At 42.7% G+C, this 19,541-nt stretch carries 13 protein-coding genes and 1 riboswitch; of the genes, 11 read left to right on the top strand and 2 right to left on the bottom strand.

The window, feature by feature from the left end; genetic code table 11:
- Positions 1-9 precede the first annotated feature (9 nt).
- The 3 genes from ACQKMP_RS26975 to ACQKMP_RS26965 all read left to right on the top strand — a co-directional run bounded on the left by ACQKMP_RS26975 (position 10) and on the right by ACQKMP_RS26965 (position 3,907).
- Positions 10-1,692 (top strand): glycoside hydrolase family 13 protein, encoded by a 1,683-nt coding sequence (locus tag ACQKMP_RS26975; protein ID WP_379425893.1) that lies wholly within the window; start codon positions 10-12, stop codon positions 1,690-1,692.
- Positions 1,693-1,707: 15 nt separating this feature from the next.
- Complete coding sequence (gtfA, locus tag ACQKMP_RS26970) at positions 1,708-3,153, top strand: sucrose phosphorylase (protein ID WP_427471981.1); 1,446 nt, start codon at positions 1,708-1,710, stop codon at positions 3,151-3,153.
- Positions 3,154-3,253: 100 nt separating this feature from the next.
- Positions 3,254-3,907 carry a M48 family metallopeptidase gene (locus tag ACQKMP_RS26965; protein WP_042184945.1) on the top strand — a complete coding sequence of 218 codons (654 nt, stop codon included), beginning with the start codon at positions 3,254-3,256 and terminating at the stop codon, positions 3,905-3,907.
- Between the two features lie 90 nt (positions 3,908-3,997).
- On the opposite strand, the gene ACQKMP_RS26960 is transcribed toward ACQKMP_RS26965, so the two are convergent.
- Entirely contained in the window at positions 3,998-5,008 is a 1,011-nt protein-coding gene (locus ACQKMP_RS26960; RefSeq protein WP_427471979.1) for a LacI family DNA-binding transcriptional regulator, read from the bottom strand.
- Positions 5,009-5,242: 234 nt separating this feature from the next.
- On the opposite strand from ACQKMP_RS26960, the gene ACQKMP_RS26955 reads away from it, so the two are divergent.
- From ACQKMP_RS26955 to ACQKMP_RS26930, 6 genes are all read left to right on the top strand, one after another.
- Complete coding sequence (locus tag ACQKMP_RS26955) at positions 5,243-7,336, top strand: glycogen debranching N-terminal domain-containing protein (RefSeq protein WP_427471977.1); 2,094 nt, start codon at positions 5,243-5,245, stop codon at positions 7,334-7,336.
- 57 nt (positions 7,337-7,393) lie between these two features.
- Positions 7,394-8,710, top strand: coding sequence for an ABC transporter substrate-binding protein (locus tag ACQKMP_RS26950; protein WP_042184948.1), 1,317 nt, complete (start codon positions 7,394-7,396; stop codon positions 8,708-8,710).
- Between the two features lie 72 nt (positions 8,711-8,782).
- Positions 8,783-9,682, top strand: coding sequence for a carbohydrate ABC transporter permease (locus ACQKMP_RS26945; RefSeq protein WP_042184949.1), 900 nt, complete (start codon positions 8,783-8,785; stop codon positions 9,680-9,682).
- Positions 9,683-9,700: 18 nt separating this feature from the next.
- Positions 9,701-10,525: a carbohydrate ABC transporter permease gene (locus ACQKMP_RS26940; protein WP_042193304.1), complete on the top strand. Its 825-nt coding sequence runs from the start codon at positions 9,701-9,703 to the stop codon at positions 10,523-10,525.
- 174 nt (positions 10,526-10,699) lie between these two features.
- On the top strand, positions 10,700-11,254 hold the full coding sequence (locus tag ACQKMP_RS26935) for a hypothetical protein (RefSeq protein ID WP_427471975.1): 555 nt from the start codon (positions 10,700-10,702) through the stop codon (positions 11,252-11,254).
- Positions 11,255-11,278: 24 nt separating this feature from the next.
- Positions 11,279-11,572, top strand: a complete 294-nt coding sequence (locus ACQKMP_RS26930) for a hypothetical protein (RefSeq protein WP_042184951.1) — start codon at positions 11,279-11,281, stop codon at positions 11,570-11,572.
- 62 nt (positions 11,573-11,634) lie between these two features.
- Here ACQKMP_RS26930 and ACQKMP_RS26925 read toward each other — a convergent pair whose 3' ends face one another.
- A complete protein-coding gene (locus ACQKMP_RS26925; RefSeq protein ID WP_427471973.1) occupies positions 11,635-13,356 on the bottom strand; it encodes a cellulase family glycosylhydrolase in 1,722 nt (573 codons plus the stop codon).
- A gap of 219 nt (positions 13,357-13,575) precedes the next feature.
- Between ACQKMP_RS26925 and ACQKMP_RS26920 the strand changes: the two genes are divergently transcribed.
- Positions 13,576-14,154 carry a hypothetical protein gene (locus ACQKMP_RS26920; RefSeq protein WP_427471971.1) on the top strand — a complete coding sequence of 193 codons (579 nt, stop codon included), beginning with the start codon at positions 13,576-13,578 and terminating at the stop codon, positions 14,152-14,154.
- Between the two features lie 90 nt (positions 14,155-14,244).
- A riboswitch (cobalamin riboswitch) is annotated at positions 14,245-14,445 on the top strand.
- Between the two features lie 164 nt (positions 14,446-14,609).
- Positions 14,610-19,532, top strand: coding sequence for an S-layer homology domain-containing protein (locus tag ACQKMP_RS26915; RefSeq protein ID WP_427471969.1), 4,923 nt, complete (start codon positions 14,610-14,612; stop codon positions 19,530-19,532).
- The last annotated feature ends 9 nt before the right edge of the window (positions 19,533-19,541 follow it).

Genomic DNA, 19,541 nt, shown 5'->3' with positions numbered 1-19,541 from the left:
TGTGGATTTATGGAGACTAGAAACAGCAACTGGTGGAAAGAAAGTGTGGTTTATCAGATTTATCCCCGGAGTTTTCAGGATTCAAATGGAGATGGAGTAGGGGATTTGCGTGGAATCATCAACCGACTCGGGTATTTAAGGGATTTGGGCATCAATGTTATTTGGTTGTGTCCGGTCTACGATTCACCTAATGATGACAATGGGTATGACATTCGGAATTTCTATAAAATTCAGGATGAGTTTGGAAGTATGGAAGATATGCTCGAATTGATCACACAAGCGGAAGCGTACGGAATTCGTATGATCATGGATCTGGTAGCGAATCACACCTCTGATGAACATGCTTGGTTTATGGAGTCCAGAAGTTCTAAGGACAATCCAAAGCGTGACTGGTATATATGGAAGCCTGGGAACGATGGTCAGGAACCTACCAACTGGGAATCGAATTTTGGAGGTTCAGCTTGGGAATATGACGAGACCTCACAGGAATATTATTTACATTGTTTCTCTAAGAAACAACCGGATCTTAATTGGGAGAATCCCGAAGTTCGCCAAAGCATCTTTTCCATGATGGATTGGTGGATTGACAGGGGAATAGCCGGATTTCGCATTGATGCGATCACATTTATTAAAAAAAATCAGCAATTTCCGCACCTTAAGTCTGAAGACGACCGCCGCTATGTTCCTCTGGCAGAAGCTTGTTTGAATCAACCCGGAATTTTGGATTTTCTTCACGAGATGAAACAGGAGGTTCTGGAACCTCGCAATGTGATGACGGTTGCGGAAGCCCCTGGGGTTCCGATAGAGCAAATTCATGAATATGTTGATGAGCAAAACGGCGTCTTTAATATGATATTTCAATTTGATCATGTAGATCTGGATGCCAAGCCAATGGCTAAAGGAATCTATCATCCTTGGAAGCTGGCTGAATTTAAGCACGCATTATCTAAATGGCAGATTGAGACAGCCAATAAGGGCTGGATGGCACTTTTTATGGAGAATCATGATCATGTGCGTTCGGTTTCAAAATTCGGTAACGACGGGATATACCATAAAGACTCAGCTAAAATGCTGGCTGCCTATTATTTCTTAATGCGAGGAACACCGTTTATTTATCAAGGACAAGAGATTGGAATGACCAATTATTTCATGGCTTCAATTGAAGAGTACAGAGATATTGAGAGCTTAAATTATCACCGTAACGAAACTGCAATGGGTAGATCGGAGGCAGATATCCTGAACTATTTAGCGATCAGAAGCAGGGATCAGGGCCGCACACCGATGCAATGGAGTTCAGAACCAATGGCCGGATTTACGAATGCGGAGCCATGGATTAATGTGAATCCGAATTACTCATCGATTAATGTGGAGGAAGAGCTACAAGATGATAATTCTATCCTTCATTTTTATAGGGAATTAATCAAGCTGAGACGGGACAATAAGGCGTTAATTTATGGTGATTATCATGAGATTTATGTGGACTCGAATGAGCTAGGTGGATATGTTCGAACTTACGGGAATGAGTGTTGGACGGTAATTTGTAATTTTACGGATCAAGCCATTCCGTTAACTAATCCTCTTGCAGGCCATGTTGTACTGTCTAACATTGATAATCATGATAATGGTCTGTTGAGGCCTTATGAGGCTTTGATATGCAAAGGGGAAAAGAGTGCAGATGTAGCCGAAATCTAACGAGGGGGATTTATAATGCAAATTAAGAATGAAGCTATGTTGATTACCTATGCAGATAGCCTCGGGCGTAATTTAAAAGAATTAAACGAAGTATTAGATAAGCATCTGCGAGGCATCGTTGGAGGTGTTCATTTACTACCGTTTTATCCTTCTTCGGGTGACAGAGGATTTGCACCAATGGATTACACCAAAGTGGATCCTGCATTCGGAGATTGGTCGGACGTCGAAGCGATGAGTAAAGATTATTATATGATGTTTGATTTTATGATTAATCATATCTCCAGACAATCTCCTTATTTTCAGGACTTTCTTGAGAAAAAGGATGCATCAGAATATGCCGACTTGTTTATCCGTTACAAGGATTTTTGGCCGAACGGGGAGCCCACTCAGGAAGATGTGGATTTAATATATAAGCGTAAACCACGCGCTCCATACGTAGAGGTTGCCTTTAAGGATGGTAGCTTGGAGAAAGTATGGTGTACCTTTGATGAACAACAGATTGATCTGGATGTGACCACAGCAACGACGCAGAAATTTATAACAGACAACCTTACCTTTTTGGCGGAAAAAGGTGCTTCAATTATTCGACTAGATGCTTTCGCATATGCCAACAAAAAAATCGGTACGAATTGTTTCTTTGTTGAGCCGGATATTTGGGAGATGCTGAATCACTCTGAGCAGACCGTTGCCCCTTATGGCGTGACCGTTTTGCCGGAAATTCATGAGCATTATAGCATCCAGTTAAAAATCGCAGATCAAGATTACTATGTATATGATTTTGCGTTACCGATGTTAGTGCTGCATGCTTTATTTAGTGGGAAAGTAAACCGGTTGGTTCATTGGCTGGAGATTTGCCCGAGAAAACAGTTTACAACACTAGACACGCATGATGGTATTGGTGTGGTGGATGTAAAGGATCTTTTGAGCGATGAAGAAGCAGAAATGACAAGAGAAAGTCTCTATAGCCAAGGAGCTAATGTCAAAAAAATATATAGCACCGAAGCATATAACAATCTTGATATTTACCAAATAAACTGTACCTATTATTCAGCACTTGGGAATGATGATCAGGCTTACTTGCTGGCGAGAGCCATCCAATGTTTTGCACCAGGCATACCGCAGATTTATTATGTGGGACTATTAGCTGGAGTGAATGATATAGAGCTTCTGGAAAAGACCAAAGAAGGACGGAATATTAATCGGCATTATTATACCCAAGATGAGGTTGATGCTGAGGTGAAGCGCCCGGTTGTGCAAAAGCTCTTTAACATTTTGAAATTCAGAAATAGTAATCCAGCCTTTGATGGAGACATTCAGATTGAACAGTTGGATGAGAATAATGTGGTGATAACTTGGAAAAATCTGCTGAACGAAGCGAAACTGGAAGCGAATCTGTTAACCAAGGCATTTACGATTTCGCAAAAAGAAAAGTTAGCGGATTGGGAAATGGTTGCATTGTAAGGGAGTATCCAGTGAGTTGATGAATCATGTTAAAATAGAGGGACGCTAAAATGCGTTCTTCTTTTTTTTTGCGAATAACCTTATAGAAACGATGGTGGGTATGAAGATTGAGTACGACAATCAGGTGATCGAGTTTAATGTTCAATATGGAAATGGCAAGAAAATCTCCATTCATATAGATTCTTCAGGGCGTATAACGCTCAAAGTTCCCAAGAAAACAAGTGAAGAGACGATCAAAAGCGTGGTAGAGCGTAATGGGAAATTAATAGTGGAGAAGCTGAAAAGTATTGAAGCGAACCGAGAAACACCAAAGCTCAAAGAGTATGAAGATGAGGGTAAGTTCCTGTATCTAGGCAAATATTATTCGCTTCAAGAGTTAATAGAGACAGGGGATTTAAATGAGGAAGAGCTTAAACTTAAGCTGAAGAAATTCTATTTCGCCAGCTGTAAGAAGGTTGTAGGTGAACGGATCAATAAATATCAGACACAGCTTAGAGTAAAGCCTAAGACGATTGACATTGTTGAGTCTAGAACCAAGTGGGGAAGCTGTAGCTCGGATAAAAAGCTAACCTTTAACTATCGCCTAGCGATGGCTCCAGTGGAAGTTATCGATTATGTAATCATCCATGAACTGTGTCATTTACTTCATATGAATCATGACCGCTCTTTTTGGCGAAAGGTTGGAAGCCTCATGCCGGATTATAAGGAGAAGGAAGAGTATTTAGCTAGATATGGGCGTGCTATGACGCTGTGATAAATTAGCTTTGATTCATGTTTTAAAATGAAAAAAGGATGTCCCTAATGCAAGGGCATCCTTTTTGTTGTTAATGAGTTCCTCATAATGTTAAAGGGTTCGAACGCTATCTCTTTTTATTAGCTCGCTAGGAAGCATGACATGATGAATAGCTTGTTGTTTCTCTAGTAGATCTATGAGGATCTGAGCAGCGTTGGTTCCTAACTCGTATTTATGTTGATTCACTGTAGTCAAAGCTGGTGTGCAATACGCTGTCAGATCAATATTATCGTAACCTATAATTGAAATATCCCCGGGCACCGATTTTCCGGCTTCCTTCACACCCTGCATAGCTCCAAGCGCCATCAAATCACTTGCACAAAAAATAGCAGTGACCTCAGGATGGCTGGACATCATCTGCTGAGCAGCTTCTTTTCCTCCTTGTTCGGAAAATAATCCGTTAAAAACGAGGGATTCGTCAAAGGGAATACCGTAATTCTCAAGGGCGAGACGGTAACCTTCTAATCGAAGAAGTGCTACATCTGCTTGGGTATGTCCGTTAATCATAGCAATATGGCGATGTCCTGACTCTAGCAGATGAGTTACTGCGTGAAGCGCCCCTTTTGTATTATCAGAGGTGACATAACCGACATTTGGCCCTTCAAGTGTAATATCAATGAGCACGCAAGGAATATCAGAGGATACGATTTCCTTGAGATAGGGATCATCCAGTCGAATCCCCATAATAATGACACCATCTACACCTCTTTCTTGGCATAATGTCTTATAGGATTTCACTCTTTGCTTTTGCGGGGTTGTGCTGAAGAGTACAAGGTCATAATCCAGCTCTCCTGAACGATCATTGATCCCGCATAATACTTCAAAGGCTATATTGTCTTTGGAGCTATCTCTTGTTACGTTGGAGAGTAGGAGACCCAGCGTTTTTGTTTTTTTAGATATAAGCGATCTGGCAGCCATGTTAGGGCTATAGCCTAATTGGTCTGCAATAGTTCTAATCTTGAGCCGGGTACCTTCGTTAACATCGTCATAACCATTTAAGGCTCGGGAGACGGTTGTTACGGATACGCTGGCGGCTTTGGCAATATCTTTTATAGTAACCATAAGGATACCTCCTTCATATTTAGGGACAATAAGGCCATATGTAGTATTTAAATATTAAAAAAATAAAATATAAAATGCATCTTGTAAATGCTTTCATCATGATTTATAATTCGATTATACCTTATCCGAAACGTTTTGGTAAGTCTGTCGAGCATTCGATTATCTGAAGATATATATTTTTTTGTGCTTTTTCCGAAACGTTTCGGATACACAGCGAAGAAATGAGGGGAAGTTTTGAATTATCGAGTTATCAAAGAAAATGATCTGTTTCTAATGACGGACAAAAGTGGGGACATACCGGACAATGATCAATCGGGTCTAGGTCTCTATACCAGAGATACCCGTTTCTTAAGCCGAATGGAAATCCGAATTAATAATCAGCGACCGATATTGTTATCCTCCGCTGCCGATGAGAATTATATCTCTACCATTCGTCTTACCAATCCTCATATGGAGGAAGACGGTAAATTGATTTTGTGGCGTGAGTCTGTAGAGATTGAACGTACACGCTTTATTTATGAGGGTGCACTATATGAGACCTTCAAGTTAACAAGTTATTATCCAAAAGCAATCCAATTCGATTTCTCTGTGCTGTTAGATGCAGATTTTACAGATATGTTCGTGATTCGTGGGTTTCAGCATGGAAAGCTAGGAAGTAAGACGGGTGAACGAAGTGCTTCAGGTGAAAGAGTGATCAGTTATCTCGGGGCAGATGAGTTACTGAGAGAAACCAAGGTGAAATGGGATACTCAGGAAAGCCGAATAAGCGAGACAGGTGAGGTACATTTCGATGTCGAGCTGAAGCATCAGGAGAGTGTTGAAATCGCTTTCTTTATTGCTCCGATGATAGATGGCAACGAGCCGCTGCAGCATGAACCTAAGGAAGCAATGAATAAACTCAGAGCATCTTACGCTAGTTGGAATGCTTCATCGACTTCCATCAGCAGTGATATGCCGTTATTTAACAAGCTGTACCATCGAGGTGTTCAAGATTTACGGGTGCTGCTAACAGACCTTGGTTATGGGCAGTTTCCGGTTGCAGGCTTGCCGTGGTACTCCGTTCCCTTTGGACGCGACAGCCTGATTGCAGCGCTGCAGATGTTATCTTTGAATCCTCAAATTGCTAAGGGAACCTTACTTACAATGGCTGCCTACCAAGGACAGAAGGAAGATGAGTGGCGCGACGAGCAGCCAGGCAAAGTGATGCACGAAATCCGGTATGGAGAGTTAGCGGCTACTAACCAGGTTCCGTTCACACCATATTACGGCACAATCGATGCAACACCTCTGTTCCTGCTGCTTACGGCAGAGTATTACCACTGGACAGGAGATCTTGATTTTGTTAGCTCTTTAATGCCGCATCTCAACGCTGCATTGAATTGGATTAAAGAATATGGCGATTATGATAAGGATTCCTTTGTGGAGTATTATCAGAAGTCATCCAAGGGAATTGCCAATCAAGGTTGGAAGGATTCTGCGGATTCCGTCATTCATAGTAATGGTGATTATGCGGAGGCCCCGATCGCGCTAGTAGAGGTTCAAGGTTATGTGTATCAGGCGCTGACTCGACTTGCTCCTATCTTCAAGATTCTAGGTCACGAAGAACAGGCAGAAGTTATGGAAAAAGATGCAGCTCAGCTGCGAACCCGTTTCGAGGAAGACTTCTGGATGGATGATGAGCAATTTTATGCAATCGCCTTGGATAAGGATAAGAAACGGGTAGACTCCGTTACTTCGAATGCAGGACATATTCTAATGTCAGGAATCGCCTCGCCAGAGCGGGCAAAAGCAGTTGCGGAAAGACTAGTAGCCCCTGATCTCTTCGGAGGATACGGTATTCGGACTATGAGTACTGCGGCTACAGGTTACAATCCTATGAGCTACCATGACGGAAGTGTATGGCCGCATGATAACTCACTCTGTTTGCTTGGCCTAAGTCAGTCCGGGTTCACAGAGGAAGCAATCACTGTTATGCAAGGATTACTGAACGCAGCTGACCAATTTGAATATTACAGATTGCCTGAATTGTATTGTGGTTACAGTGACCAGCTCGGTGCTCCTGTTCCTTATCCGGTAGCCTGTTCTCCACAAGCATGGGCGGCTGGAACACCATTGACCTTCGTGCAAGCGCTCCTTGGTCTTCAACCGAATGCTCTAACCCGGCAGATTACGATCAAGCCTGCACTTCTAAACGGTATGAATGACTTAAAGGTGGAGCAATTACAGATTGGCAATGGCACGCTCAGCCTGCGAGTTAGTCGTGTGGATAACGAGCCAAAGCTGGAGATTTTATCTAACCAGACAGGTTATGAACTGGTGATTCTATAGGCAATACGTAATTTTTTTATATAAAAGCCTGACAATACTAAGGAGGTTGTATTGAAAATGAGAAAATCGGGGTTAATAATTCTATCTTTGATGCTGGTTGCTGGACTAATGTTGACCGCATGTGGTGGCAACAAAACAAACAGTAACGCAGGAACGGCAGCAACAAACAATAGCACAGATAAAGAAACAGCAGCACCGACAACGGATGAGCCGGTTACGATTACTCTTGCAGGCTGGGGAGCGAGTCCTGAAGAGCAGGATCTGTTAAATCAGACGCTGAAGGAGTTCGAAGCTAAATATCCGAATGTGAAAGTAAATTACGAAGTTATTGCCGATCAATACATGGATGTTATCAAGACTAGACTCATAGGTGGAGAAGGTCCGGACGTCTTCTATCTGGATGCATTTGAGGCGCCTGGTCTCATTGAAGCTAATGTGCTGGAGCCGTTGGACAGCTATGTGACACCTGAGTTTGATGTTGCAGACTTTGAACAGCCAATGGTTGATGCTTTTAAGAAGGATGATGTATCTTACGGATTCCCTAAGGATTTCTCTACGCTCGCTATGTTCTACAATAAAAAGGATTTTGCTGAAGCGGGAATTACGACTCCTCCAACAACTTGGGATGAACTGAAAGCAGACGCGATCAAGCTGACTAAAAAAGAAGGAGATAAAATCACTCGTTATGGTTTCGGCGTTGCTCCTGAGCTTGCACGTCAGATGTTCATGATCCAAGCGTTCGGTGGAAAAGTTTCTGACGAAGAAGGCAAAGCAACCTTCGCATCTGCGGAAGCACTACCAGGTCTTCAGCTTGTTGTAGATATGCATAACGTTGACAAATCCTCCGGTGAGCCTAAGGAAGTAGGTGCTGGCTGGGGTGGAGAAATGTTCGGGCAAGGCAAGGCTTCTATCGTATTCGAAGGCAACTGGGCGATTCCATTCCTGGAATCCAACTACAAGGATCTGGATTATGCTACCGCTGAGCTTCCAACGGTGAACGGCACTAAAGGCACAATGGCCTTTACGGTAGCTTATGTAATGAACAAGCAATCGAAGAAGAAAGAAGCGGCTTGGCAGTTAATCTCTTTCTTGACAGGCAAGGACGGAATGAAGACCTGGACTAGCAAAGGGTTCGCACTTCCTACACGGAAATCGGTCGCACAGGAGCTGGGCTACGACAAGGATGAACTGCGTGGAGCAATTGTAGCGGGTGCCTCCTATGCAACGCCTTGGCAAGCCGCATCTACGTTGCCTACCATCACTAATAACTTCAATAACCAATTTGTAGATACATTTATGGGCAACTCTAAGCTTGAGGATGCAATGAAGAAAGCTGAAGATGTAGCGAATAAGGAAATTGAAGCAGCAAAATAAACGGATTGAAGGGGGAGGGTCTTCGGACCACCCCTTCCTTCTTTCATTCTGATACGAAAGGAAAAGTGAAGCATGACTCAAGTCTCAACATTTAGAAAGAAGCTAAGAAATAATGTGACGGCCTATCTGTTCCTGCTTCCTACTATTCTTGTACTGGGCACTTTTTTGTTCCTGCCAGTTTTTTATTCGCTCTATTTATCAGGACATAAGGTAAATTTACTTGGTGATGTCAGTTACAAGTGGGTTGGATTCAATAACTTTACACGTATGGCCGGTGACGAGAGAGCTTGGATTGCACTGAAAAACACGGCATCCTTTGCGCTGTTCGTTGTACCTTTGCAGACTGCATTTGCTATTTTATTAGCCGTTATTTTGAATGCTAAGCTTAGATTTAAAAATTTCTTCCGAATCGTCTTTTTTATGCCGACGGTTACTTCCTCGGCGGTATTGTCACTTATTTTTATGTGGATTTACAATTCAAACGGTCTGCTGAACCGTGTGCTTGAGTTCGTAGGTTTGCATGGTTACAACTGGCTTGGAGATCCGGCGGTCGCTCTTAAGGCGATCATGCTTATGAATATATGGTCTACTGCTCCGTTTTTTATGGTAGTCTTCTTAGCTGCACTGCAAGATATCCCTGATGCATTGTACGAGTCGGCCATGCTGGATGGGGCAGGAGGATTTAGACGTTTTATTTCTATTACGCTTCCGATGATTAAGCCAGCGACCTTCTTCACGGTAGTCATGGGAGTCATTGGTACCTTTCAGCTATTCGATCAATCGTATATTTTTTCGGCAGGCTCCGGCGGCCCGAATAACTCTACCTTAACGGTGGCTCTGCTTATCTATCAGTATGCGTTTAAAAATCTCGACTTCGGTTACGCTTCTGCGCTCGCTGTCATGCTGGCTGCGGTCATTATGATCGTAACGCTGATCCAGCGGAAGCTATTCTCCGAAGAGAAGCTGAACTAGGAGGACGATCAGGTGGTAATTAACTATTCCAAAGGGGTTAAGGTGGTTCTGTATTTCCTGTTATTCGCATATGGGTGCGTGACGGTCATACCTTTCCTATGGGCACTATCCTCATCGTTTAAACCGTTAAGCGAGATTGTGTCAGGGAGTATCAACTTTATTCCAAAACAGTTCACTTTCCAGAACTATTACGACATCTTCGTGAAGGAGCCGCTGTTCCTCAGATGGATGTTCAACAGTGCACTCATCGCTGTAGTTTCAACGCTATGCAATACCTTGTTCAACTCTATGGCGGGTTATGCGCTTGCACGTATTGATTTTACAGGCAGCAAGGTTGTGTTTTTTCTTATCTTGGCCGTACAGATGATTCCCGGCCAATTGACTATCGTGCCTGCATATCTGATCATGAAACAGCTTGATTTGTTGAATACTTATGCCGCACTGACGCTGCCGATGATGGTAAATGCGACGTTCATCTTTATGATGCGGCAATTCTTCCTGAGCTTTCCGAAAGAGCTGGAGGAGGCTGCCGAGATGGATGGTCTAAATAAATTCGGCACATTTTTCCGCATTGCTCTGCCACTAGCTATCCCCGCATTGGCGGCTCAGACGATCTTTGTATTCATGGGTGCATGGAATGAATTTCTGAAGCCACTGATGTTCATGTCAGACAAGTCGATGTTCACACTTACACTTGGTCTCAATACTTTTAAGGGCCAGTATATTAGCCACTGGAATTATATTATGGCTGCATCAATGGTGTTTACCCTACCCGCACTACTTATTTATGCATTCTTCAACCGCTTCTTTATAAAGGGAATTACGTTTACCGGCAGCAAATAATTTAATTTACAAGGACCGCCACTGATCTTAAATCAGGGCGGTTTTTTGATATGTTCATGAATTGTTACCATTCTATCGATCTTATATGGGGAAGTTGGGGTATAAAAGGAAGGGAAGAGGTAAAACTATGTTCACTAAATAGAACTGGAAGAAATTTAAATGCGGAGGTAAATGATGACACAGAATAAAGGAAATTCACAACGTCAGATTCGAACTTCAATTCTTTGTTTGATCTGTGCCTGCACCGTCCTATTAAGTGGCTGCTCTAAAGCTGCCAATGAAACCACACAAGTAACTCCAACGCCTACAACAGAAGCCACTGCACCTGCAGCTACGAACAGTGCCACTGAACAACCCAATACCTCGTCCGGTACAAATACAGAGGGACTTCCGGCGGGTGTTAGTGTTAAGAGGGTGATTAAGGAAGTTGCTTTAAAGGATGGCTATCATAAAAAGATTGAGCTGCTGACAGACGGCGGCAAGCGGGTTACCATAACGGATGCGACTCAAAAGATTGTTTTGCAGCAGATTGAATATGATGGGAAGATTACTACGTCTAACGGTAAACAGGTTACCGTTAGAGTCGAAGGTGGGGGAGAGCAAAGCATAACCATTCCCGATCATGTAGTGATCGAAGATGAGGACATGCTTGGATTGATGCCAGGTGTTGATATCGAGTGGACAGTGAATGCCGAGGGGCAAATCGAAAGTGTTGAACTGGAGGATTAAAGAGATACTGAGGTGGCTGGCTAAATGAAATTTCTAATCGTATTTGGCAGTATAGTGGTTCCCGTCGCCATGCTAATGATACAACGGAAATGGATAAAGTGGCGTATTGTTTTTAATGTAGCTTCTGTGTTGTCTACGCTTATTTTAGGTAATATTTCTGCCCTAGCTATATATGAAATATTAAGAGATAACACGGTATTTATGACCTCGATCCATGCGATTTTTTTGAATCCAATGTTCCTTTTAACGGGAGCTTATCTTGGAGTATATCTGGTCTATCGCTTGATGTTGATGACGTATGAAGAAGTATATGTATGATGTAGTTAAAAAAAGGAGTGTCCCCGTGAAGGGACACTTCTTTTTATGTTATACAGCGAAAGTTAAGAAGATTTTCCTACAACGTTTGTTCCACTCTTCGTGATCTTGTACGTAAGGATATCACCATTCCAGAAGTGGAATTTCAAGATGACCTCTCCATCTTTAACATCTTTAAAGAAGGCTGGAAGCAGCTTGATTTCTTTCGTGTTATAAGAGGGTGAGAACGTATTGCCGAACTCCTTGAATGGTGTCCAGTCTTGCGGGCCTGCATTGCCACCAGCGGTATAGACAGCCTCCATCGTGGCAAGCTGGTTACCATTAAAGGTAGTTGGAATCGCAAACGATTCAGTCGTACCTTTGGCATCACTTAATTTGGCAGTGTCATTCACGATGATCTTTAGTCTCCACGCAACACCTTTGTTGAATTTCAGCGTTAACACGGCATTTTCACCGTATTTTTGGGAAGCTGTGAGTTTTTTGAGTTGGCTGGCTTTGAGTGTGAGCTCCTCGCCATTCAAGGTGTAATCTTTTCCCTTTGTTAGATACTTCCCATTTGCACTAATCGTGGTTAGCTTATTGCCGTTTAGGTTCAGCTTCACCTTGGTGTCTTTGATCGCTGCACCTTTTTTTAGATAGACCAGATCGCTTTCAGTGCTGGAGGAACGTTCCTTCAGACCAGACATTAATACACCCTGCAGCTCAGAATCGGACCACTTATACGTTTTGCGGTTGAAATGCTGCCCATTATCCCAGAGCATGGAGGTCATTTTCTTTTCTTTTAAATAATAGGTAAGGTACTCGAAGAATTTCAGCTTCTCGCCTTGTTCAATCACACCTGTATCTTTATCGAATCCTAGCAGTCCAAACTCACCAACGATAACAGGGATTCCTTTAGCTACGAATGTGTTGTAAACGTTATCAAAAGTTTGGATGATATCGTTTTTTGTATCTTTTTCAAACGTGGTGTAACCAGCGATATTCACACTGAACGGCCAGAAGCCATAGTAGTGAACGGTCGCAATTATGTTCGGATCGTTAAGAGCTGTAATCGTCTTGTAGAGCTGATCCATTCTAGGTTGGGTAGGAGAAGTCTCTAATGAAGGTAGCACTAGCGGACGGACATCATTCTTTCCACCTGAGTTTCGAACGATCTGATGGAAGGAATTGTTGAGCTCTGCAAGCATCTGTTCCATCTTCGCTTCATCCTTACTTCCGCCATCTGTGAAACGAGGTTCATTAATACTTTCGAACATCAGCTTATCGGATTTATCCTTGAAGCGGTCCGCAATTTGAGTCCATGCTGCATTATAACGCGCCAGCGTTTCCTCATGCTTCTCTTCCATATGACTTACCCATAACCAGGAGTCGTGATGGACGTTAATCATTACATATAACTTGGCGTCCAGCGCCCAGCCTACAACTTCTTCGACACGGTCGAGGTAAGCTTTTTCAATAGTGTAGTTCGGTGCTTCGCCTATGTGTGAATCCCAAGTGATAGGAATACGGATACTTTTGTAGCCTTGTGCGGCGATTTTCTTAATCAGTTCTTGGGTCACACGCGGATTGCCCCAGGAGGTTTCATCCTCACCTGTAGCATCTAGAGTATTGCCAAGGTTCCATCCGGGCTGCATATCGTCTACATAGGATTGGATCTTACTCTTTGGTGCTGCCTTAGCTTGTTGCTCGTCCTTAGTGGCAGCGGCGGCAATGGATGAGAACAAAGAGAGCAGAAGAGCGGTGACAAGGGTCAATGATAAGAATGATTTCTGGATTCGAGTAGTCATTGAATTCTCCTTTGTAAGATCATTTTTGAGGATGCTTAAACCTGACCTTCCTTAGTACTTTGGTGCTTAGATGAATACGTACACCTCCATGAATTCGTTGTAAACGCTTACCAAATACCCTAACATAGAATAATTTCAACGAGTACCTTACTAATTTGTGGTAAATTCATATATGAATTAGTGATTTGCAGTGATTCCAAAGTTATGGAGGGCAATCCAGTGAGCAGATTTCATTACATAGGCTCGGCTACAGAGCTTCCATTAGGAGAAAGAGGCAGTGTACCGTCAGCAAAGACATATAATGAAGTGAAAAATTCCCCGGAGTATAAGAAACAAAGAGAGGCTCTGCGCCTGCAAGGCATAATTCCTTTGGATGACATCGCAGATCTATCTCATTTAAGAGATGAGGACTGTCTTGTATATGACTCGGAAGAAGATGCAGCGGGTATTTTTATAGAGGAACTTGGGTATTGGAACGATGAGATTCGCAAGCATTTTCGGAGTCCGTATGTGTACCGGATTTCACCGAATTGGGGCGGCTTCTCTGTATCCCCTAAGCTAAAAGATACTCTACCGGGATCGTATAACGCCTCACTCAAGTGTTGTCGGGAGTTATTTAGGCTTATGACAGATTATGGGGTATCTGGTGCCGAGTTCGAGCTCTATACATGCTGGGCTGAGGAAGAAGGACTCCCACGTAATAAAAAGTATGATCGAATCTTTGATTTGGCCTTTTTGTCACTGGAGGATGGTTTTGAGCTGAGAGAAAAAGAATATATTGTGGTTAGAATGATTTGATATTCAATAGGATTATCGCTAACTACTCGTTATACAAAAAACAAATATTGCATGACAAAAGCAACTATATTAGATATGATGAAGCATGAAAAATTAATATTAGCAATAGGTGCCAATTATGAATGTTTCGGAATTACAATCATAGATTGGTTAAATGGAAAGCGGGTGTGAATCCCGCGCGGTCCCGCCGCTGTGAAAGAGGAGTCCTTGCAAGGTGCCACTGGGAAACTGGGAAGGTAGCAAGGGTGATGATACTTGAGCCAGAATATCTGCCTGTTTCTAATACACCGTTAAACTCTACGAGCGATAGAGAGGTGTTTGATATAGTATATGCCTGCTATTGTTGCGGTTCACTATCTTAAACCTCTTGACGTATGTTGAGTGGTTTTTTTGTAGTGCTATGAAAGTTTATTCTGTTTTTTAACATAGGAAGAGAAGGGAAGGGTTATGGAAACATGAAGAAAAATAAGTTTTTAGCTTGGTTACTTATTGTAGCAGTATTTATCACGACGTTCTCTACAAGCGTAATCCCGGCTCATGCGAATGAAGCAATTGCCGATAGTGCAGTTGTAACAACAGAGGTTGATCAAGCTCTAGTAGAGCAGATTAATGCGCTAGTACAAGAGCCAGATACAGAGAAGCCTACGATTTCAATAGAAGGTATACAAGATAAACAGGAAGTATCCAGTAAAGATGTGAGCTTCAAAGTAGTGGTTACAGACAATGTCTATAAAGACATTATTCCAGTAGTAAAGCTGAACCAAGTCGTTCTGTCAGCTACTAATGGTGAGTACAAAGCATCTCTAAACCCAGGTAGTAACGTAATCGCAGTAACAGCTATAGATGGCGCAGGAAACAAAGCAGATAATGTAACCTATCAGGTTACTTATAAAATCACTGCTAAAGAACAGTTAGATAAAAGCTTGGCCTACATCGTTAACACCGTAAAGAATCCTTCATTTGGAACAGGTAGCGGAGAATGGTCGATTCTTTCTCTAGCACGTGCGAACTACAAAGTACCTAACGGTTATTACAATCTCTATTACAACAATGTAGCTACGCGAATAGCAACGATAATTAAGGATGGAAAACTCGACGCTAGTAAAAGCACAGAGAACTCCAGAGCCATTCTAGGACTTACCTCTATCGGAAAAGATATCACGAATGTTGCAGGTCATGATCTAAGAAATGCACTAGCTGATTATCAATATATTCAGAAGCAAGGGAACAACGGTCCCATATTTGCTCTGATTGCACTAGATAGTCATAACTATGAGATTCCAGTATTATTCCCTGATCCTGATGAGAAGGGAGTTATATATCAAAGCACAAGAGAAAACCTGGTTCAGTACATCTTAGATAGAGAAGTTAAAAAAGGTGCAGCAGATGCCGGGGGCTGGGCTTTAGGTATAACCAAAGCCGACGTCGATATGACCGGGATGGCGATGCAAGCACTTGCGCCTTATTACGCAAAGGATCCTAATGTAAAAGCTGCCGTGGATCGGGCGATTGCATGGTTATCGAGTGTACAAAATGCTCAAGGCGGATTTACAAGCTGGGGAAGCACAAGCAGTGAGAGCATTGCACAGGTTGTTGTTGCCTTAACTGGCGTAGGCGTAGATCCGCACAGTGACCCTAGGTTTATTAAAGAAGGAAATTCACTTATAGATGCTTTACTTAGCTTCTCTGGGCCGGATGGTGGATTCAAGCATATTCTCACCGGTAAAGTAGACGCTATGGCTACGGATCAAGGTACATATGCGCTCGTATCCTATGATCGTCTGATCAATAATAGCAACCGTCTCTATGACATGAATGATGTTCCATTTGAACAACCTACTACTGTTGTAGCCAAACAACAATTAAATAAAAACCTTGCCTATATCCTAAACACTGTAAAAAATCCGTCTTTTGGAACAGGTAGCGGGGAATGGTCGATTCTTTCTCTAGCACGGGCCAACTTCGAGGTTCCAAGTGGCTATTACAATCTTTATTATAATAATGTAGCTGCTGAAGTAGCTAAGCTAATGAAGGATGGAAAACTCGACCCTTCTAAAAGCACAGAGCATTCCAGAGCGATTCTAGGACTTACCTCGATCGGAAAAGATATCACGAATGTTGCAGGGCATGATTTAAGAAATGCACTTGCAGATTTTCAATATGTTCAGAAGCAAGGGCTTAATGGTCCCATATTTGCGCTGATTGCCTTAGATAGTCATAACTATGATATTCCTGTAGTAGAAGGCGTTACAGATCAAACCACAAGAGAAAAACTAGTTCAGTATATTTTAGAAAAAGAAGCACCAACTGGTGGATGGGCGTTATTTGGTACTAAAGCCGATACCGATATCACTGGAATGACGATGCAAGCACTTGCGCCTTACTATGCAAAGGATCCTAATGTAAAAGCTGCTGTGGATCGCGCGATTGCATGGTTATCAAGCACACAGAATGATCAAGGTGGATTTACAAGCTGGGGAAGCACAAGCAGTGAGAGCATCGCGCAGGTCATTGTTGCTTTAACTGGCGTAGGCATAGATCCGCACAGTGACTTAAGGTTTGTTAAAAAGGGAAATTCACTGATTGATGCACTGCTTACCTTTGCTGATCCGGATGGTGGATTTAAGCATATTCTCACCGGAAGAGTAGATGGGATGGCTACGGACCAAGGTACGTATGCACTTGTGTCCTATGATCGTCTGATTAATCACAGTAACCGTCTCTTTGATATGAATGATGTGGTAATTGAACAACCACCTGTACAACCAGAGGGTCCGAAAGAATTTCCGTTACCTTCTGGTGATAAGCCGGAAGTTGTAATCAATGATGATGCTCATGATTATATCGTTCCGATCAGCACAGGAGATAGCAACAAGGAAATAACGGTAGTTATTCCTAAAAGTCAACAATCGAAGGTTAGTGTTAGTTTACCTAATAACAGCGATCTTCCTCAGATTGAGGCTACCAAAGGTGACGTATCTGTAGTCATTCCTAAGGGTGCAAAAGTTACAAGTGGAAATGCCGCAGCGATTGAACTAATGTCACCTTTAACAGGCACAGAAGCTGCACTAAAAGATAGTCTGAATCAGATTATTTCCCAGGATAAGAAGCTGGAGAGCATTATTCAAGCTTTTTCTATGGGTGGCAGCGCAAGAGTAGAATTCAGTCAATTTATCACATTAACCTTTAAGGACCTTAAAGGAAAAGATGTAGCTTATATTCAAAATGGTGCACCTCATGCGATTCAAAAATTTGCAAGTGACGCCTTAGGTTTGGCAAGCGGCAAGTCAGAGTATGCCTACGATAATGGAAATGATTTAATCGTAAAAACCAATCACTTCACTGATTACATTGCGTACACATCCAGTGTAGTTCAGACACCTGGTGGCGACGGTGGTAGTGGCAATGGTGGAGGAACCACTCCATCGAAACCATATGTAACCCTATCCGTGGATAAGCTTACGATTAAGAAGGGATATGTTCTTCCATCTGTACAGGTAGAGCTACAATCTGGTGACACAGTGTGGTCTGTACTAGAAAGAGTGCTAGATAGCCGCGATATCGACTATAGATATTCTTGGAACAGTACATTTGGAAGTGTATATGTTGAATCCATAGCTGGTGATGGAGAATTTGACCATGGTAGCGGTAGTGGATGGATGTATAATGTGAATGGAAAATATCCTAATTATGGTGCATCTTCATATAACCTAAGTGCCGGGGATAGAATTCAGTGGCGTTATACTACGAATTTGGGTGTGGATCTAAATGCACCGATGCCAACTTTGAGCCCAACTCCAACCCCATCTGCTACACCAAAACCAAGTGGTACGCCAGCTCCAGGTGATATCGCTAAACCGGGTGACCCGAATGCGAGTCCATCGCCAACAGCGACTCCTAACGATATCAAGCAAGTGTATAAAGACGTCGATAAGATCTCATCCTGGGCGTTCTCAGCGATTGAAACAGCTACAGTAAAAGGGTACATCCAAGGTAACAATGGTCAGGTAAATCCGAAAGATCACATTACAAGAGCAGAATTTACTAAGATCCTAGTATCAGCATTGGAACTGGATATCAAGAGTGACAAAGGAATTACCTACAAGGATGTCGCTCTGGGAGATTGGTTCTATCCATATGTGAATGCTGCTCATAAAGCAGGGTTAATTACAGGCTTTAATAATGAATTTAAGCCAAATGATAAGATTACTCGCGAACAAATGGCAGCCATTATTGTCAGAGCATTATCAATCCCGGCTACGAAGCCAGGTACAGCTATTAAAGATATCAATACTGTGTCTGCGTGGGCAAAAGCAGATGTGGAAACCATTGTTGCCACCGGACTTATGTTAGGTGACAATAATCAGTTTAAGCCTAAAGAGCTTGTAACTAGAGAAATGGCAGCTGTTGTAGCTACTAGAACCCATGATTATAAGAGTGGCAACAAAGCAGTTAGTCCATATATTCAGAACACAGCAGCCTTTTTGCAAAAAACAGTAACAAACCCGGTCATCTCCTCGGTTGGCGGGGATTGGACAGTGTTCGGGCTGGCACGTTCTGGTGTGAAGGTTCCAGATAGTTATTACGCTAAGTACTATGCGAATGTAGAAGCCACCCTTAAAGAAAAAGCTGGGAAGCTGCATAGCGTAAAATATACCGAATATGATAGAGTTATTTTGGCATTAACTTCAATCGGCAAAAATATTGATAAAGTGGCGGGTTATAACCTACTGGAACCACTCGCGGATTTTGATACTGTAATCAAGCAAGGCATTAATGGACCTGTGTTTGCCCTGATCGCTCTGGATAGTAATCATTACGACATTCCAGTGGTTAAAGATGTAAAGACGCAGACAACTAGAGAGATGCTCATTGATTACATTTTAGGCAGAGAGATCAACGGCGGGGGATGGGCACTAGGCAGTAATGCTACTGAGGCCGATCCGGATATTACGGGAATGGTTATTCAAGGCTTGACCCCGTATTACAAAACGAATGCCAAAGTAACGGCTGCTGTGGATCGTGGAATTGCTTGGTTATCCAAAACGCAAACAGCAGATGGTGGTTTTGCAAGCTGGGAATCTACGAACTCCGAGAGCATTGCTCAGGTTATCGTAGCTTTAACTGGACTTGGAATAGACCCACATAAGGATTCCCGATTTATTAAAAATGGTCGTTCCGCAGTTGATGCGTTGCTAGGCTTTGCTGCAGCTGAAGGTGGTTTTTATCACGTGAAGCAGGGTGGCGTAGGTAACGGGGGCGCGAAACCCGGAGAAGTAGATCATATGGCTACGGATCAAGCGATGTATGCACTAGTTGCTTATGATCGGTTCGTTAAGGGTCAGACGAGTCTTTATGACATGACAGACGTTAAATAGAACTTTATT

The sequence above is a fragment of the Paenibacillus sp. NPDC101420 genome, assembly GCF_050277435.1.
Classification (GTDB): domain Bacteria; phylum Bacillota; class Bacilli; order Paenibacillales; family Paenibacillaceae; genus Paenibacillus_AQ.
The sequence above is the reverse complement of the archived record's forward strand: the minus strand, read 5'-3'. Positions and strand labels throughout refer to the sequence as shown.

What these genes read in the sequence shown, in the direction of transcription:
- ACQKMP_RS26975 (WP_379425893.1), top strand. Translation starts at nt 10, where the DNA reads ATGGAGACTAGAAACAGCAACTGGTGGAAAGAAAGTGTGGTTTATCAG.
- gtfA (WP_427471981.1), top strand. Translation starts at nt 1,708, where the DNA reads ATGCAAATTAAGAATGAAGCTATGTTGATTACCTATGCAGATAGCCTC.
- ACQKMP_RS26965 (WP_042184945.1), top strand. Translation starts at nt 3,254, where the DNA reads ATGAAGATTGAGTACGACAATCAGGTGATCGAGTTTAATGTTCAATAT.
- ACQKMP_RS26960 (WP_427471979.1), bottom strand. Translation starts at nt 5,008, where the DNA reads ATGGTTACTATAAAAGATATTGCCAAAGCCGCCAGCGTATCCGTAACA.
- ACQKMP_RS26950 (WP_042184948.1), top strand. Translation starts at nt 7,394, where the DNA reads ATGAGAAAATCGGGGTTAATAATTCTATCTTTGATGCTGGTTGCTGGA.
- ACQKMP_RS26945 (WP_042184949.1), top strand. Translation starts at nt 8,783, where the DNA reads ATGACTCAAGTCTCAACATTTAGAAAGAAGCTAAGAAATAATGTGACG.
- ACQKMP_RS26935 (WP_427471975.1), top strand. Translation starts at nt 10,700, where the DNA reads ATGACACAGAATAAAGGAAATTCACAACGTCAGATTCGAACTTCAATT.
- ACQKMP_RS26930 (WP_042184951.1), top strand. Translation starts at nt 11,279, where the DNA reads ATGAAATTTCTAATCGTATTTGGCAGTATAGTGGTTCCCGTCGCCATG.
- ACQKMP_RS26925 (WP_427471973.1), bottom strand. Translation starts at nt 13,356, where the DNA reads ATGACTACTCGAATCCAGAAATCATTCTTATCATTGACCCTTGTCACC.
- ACQKMP_RS26915 (WP_427471969.1), top strand. Translation starts at nt 14,610, where the DNA reads ATGAAGAAAAATAAGTTTTTAGCTTGGTTACTTATTGTAGCAGTATTT.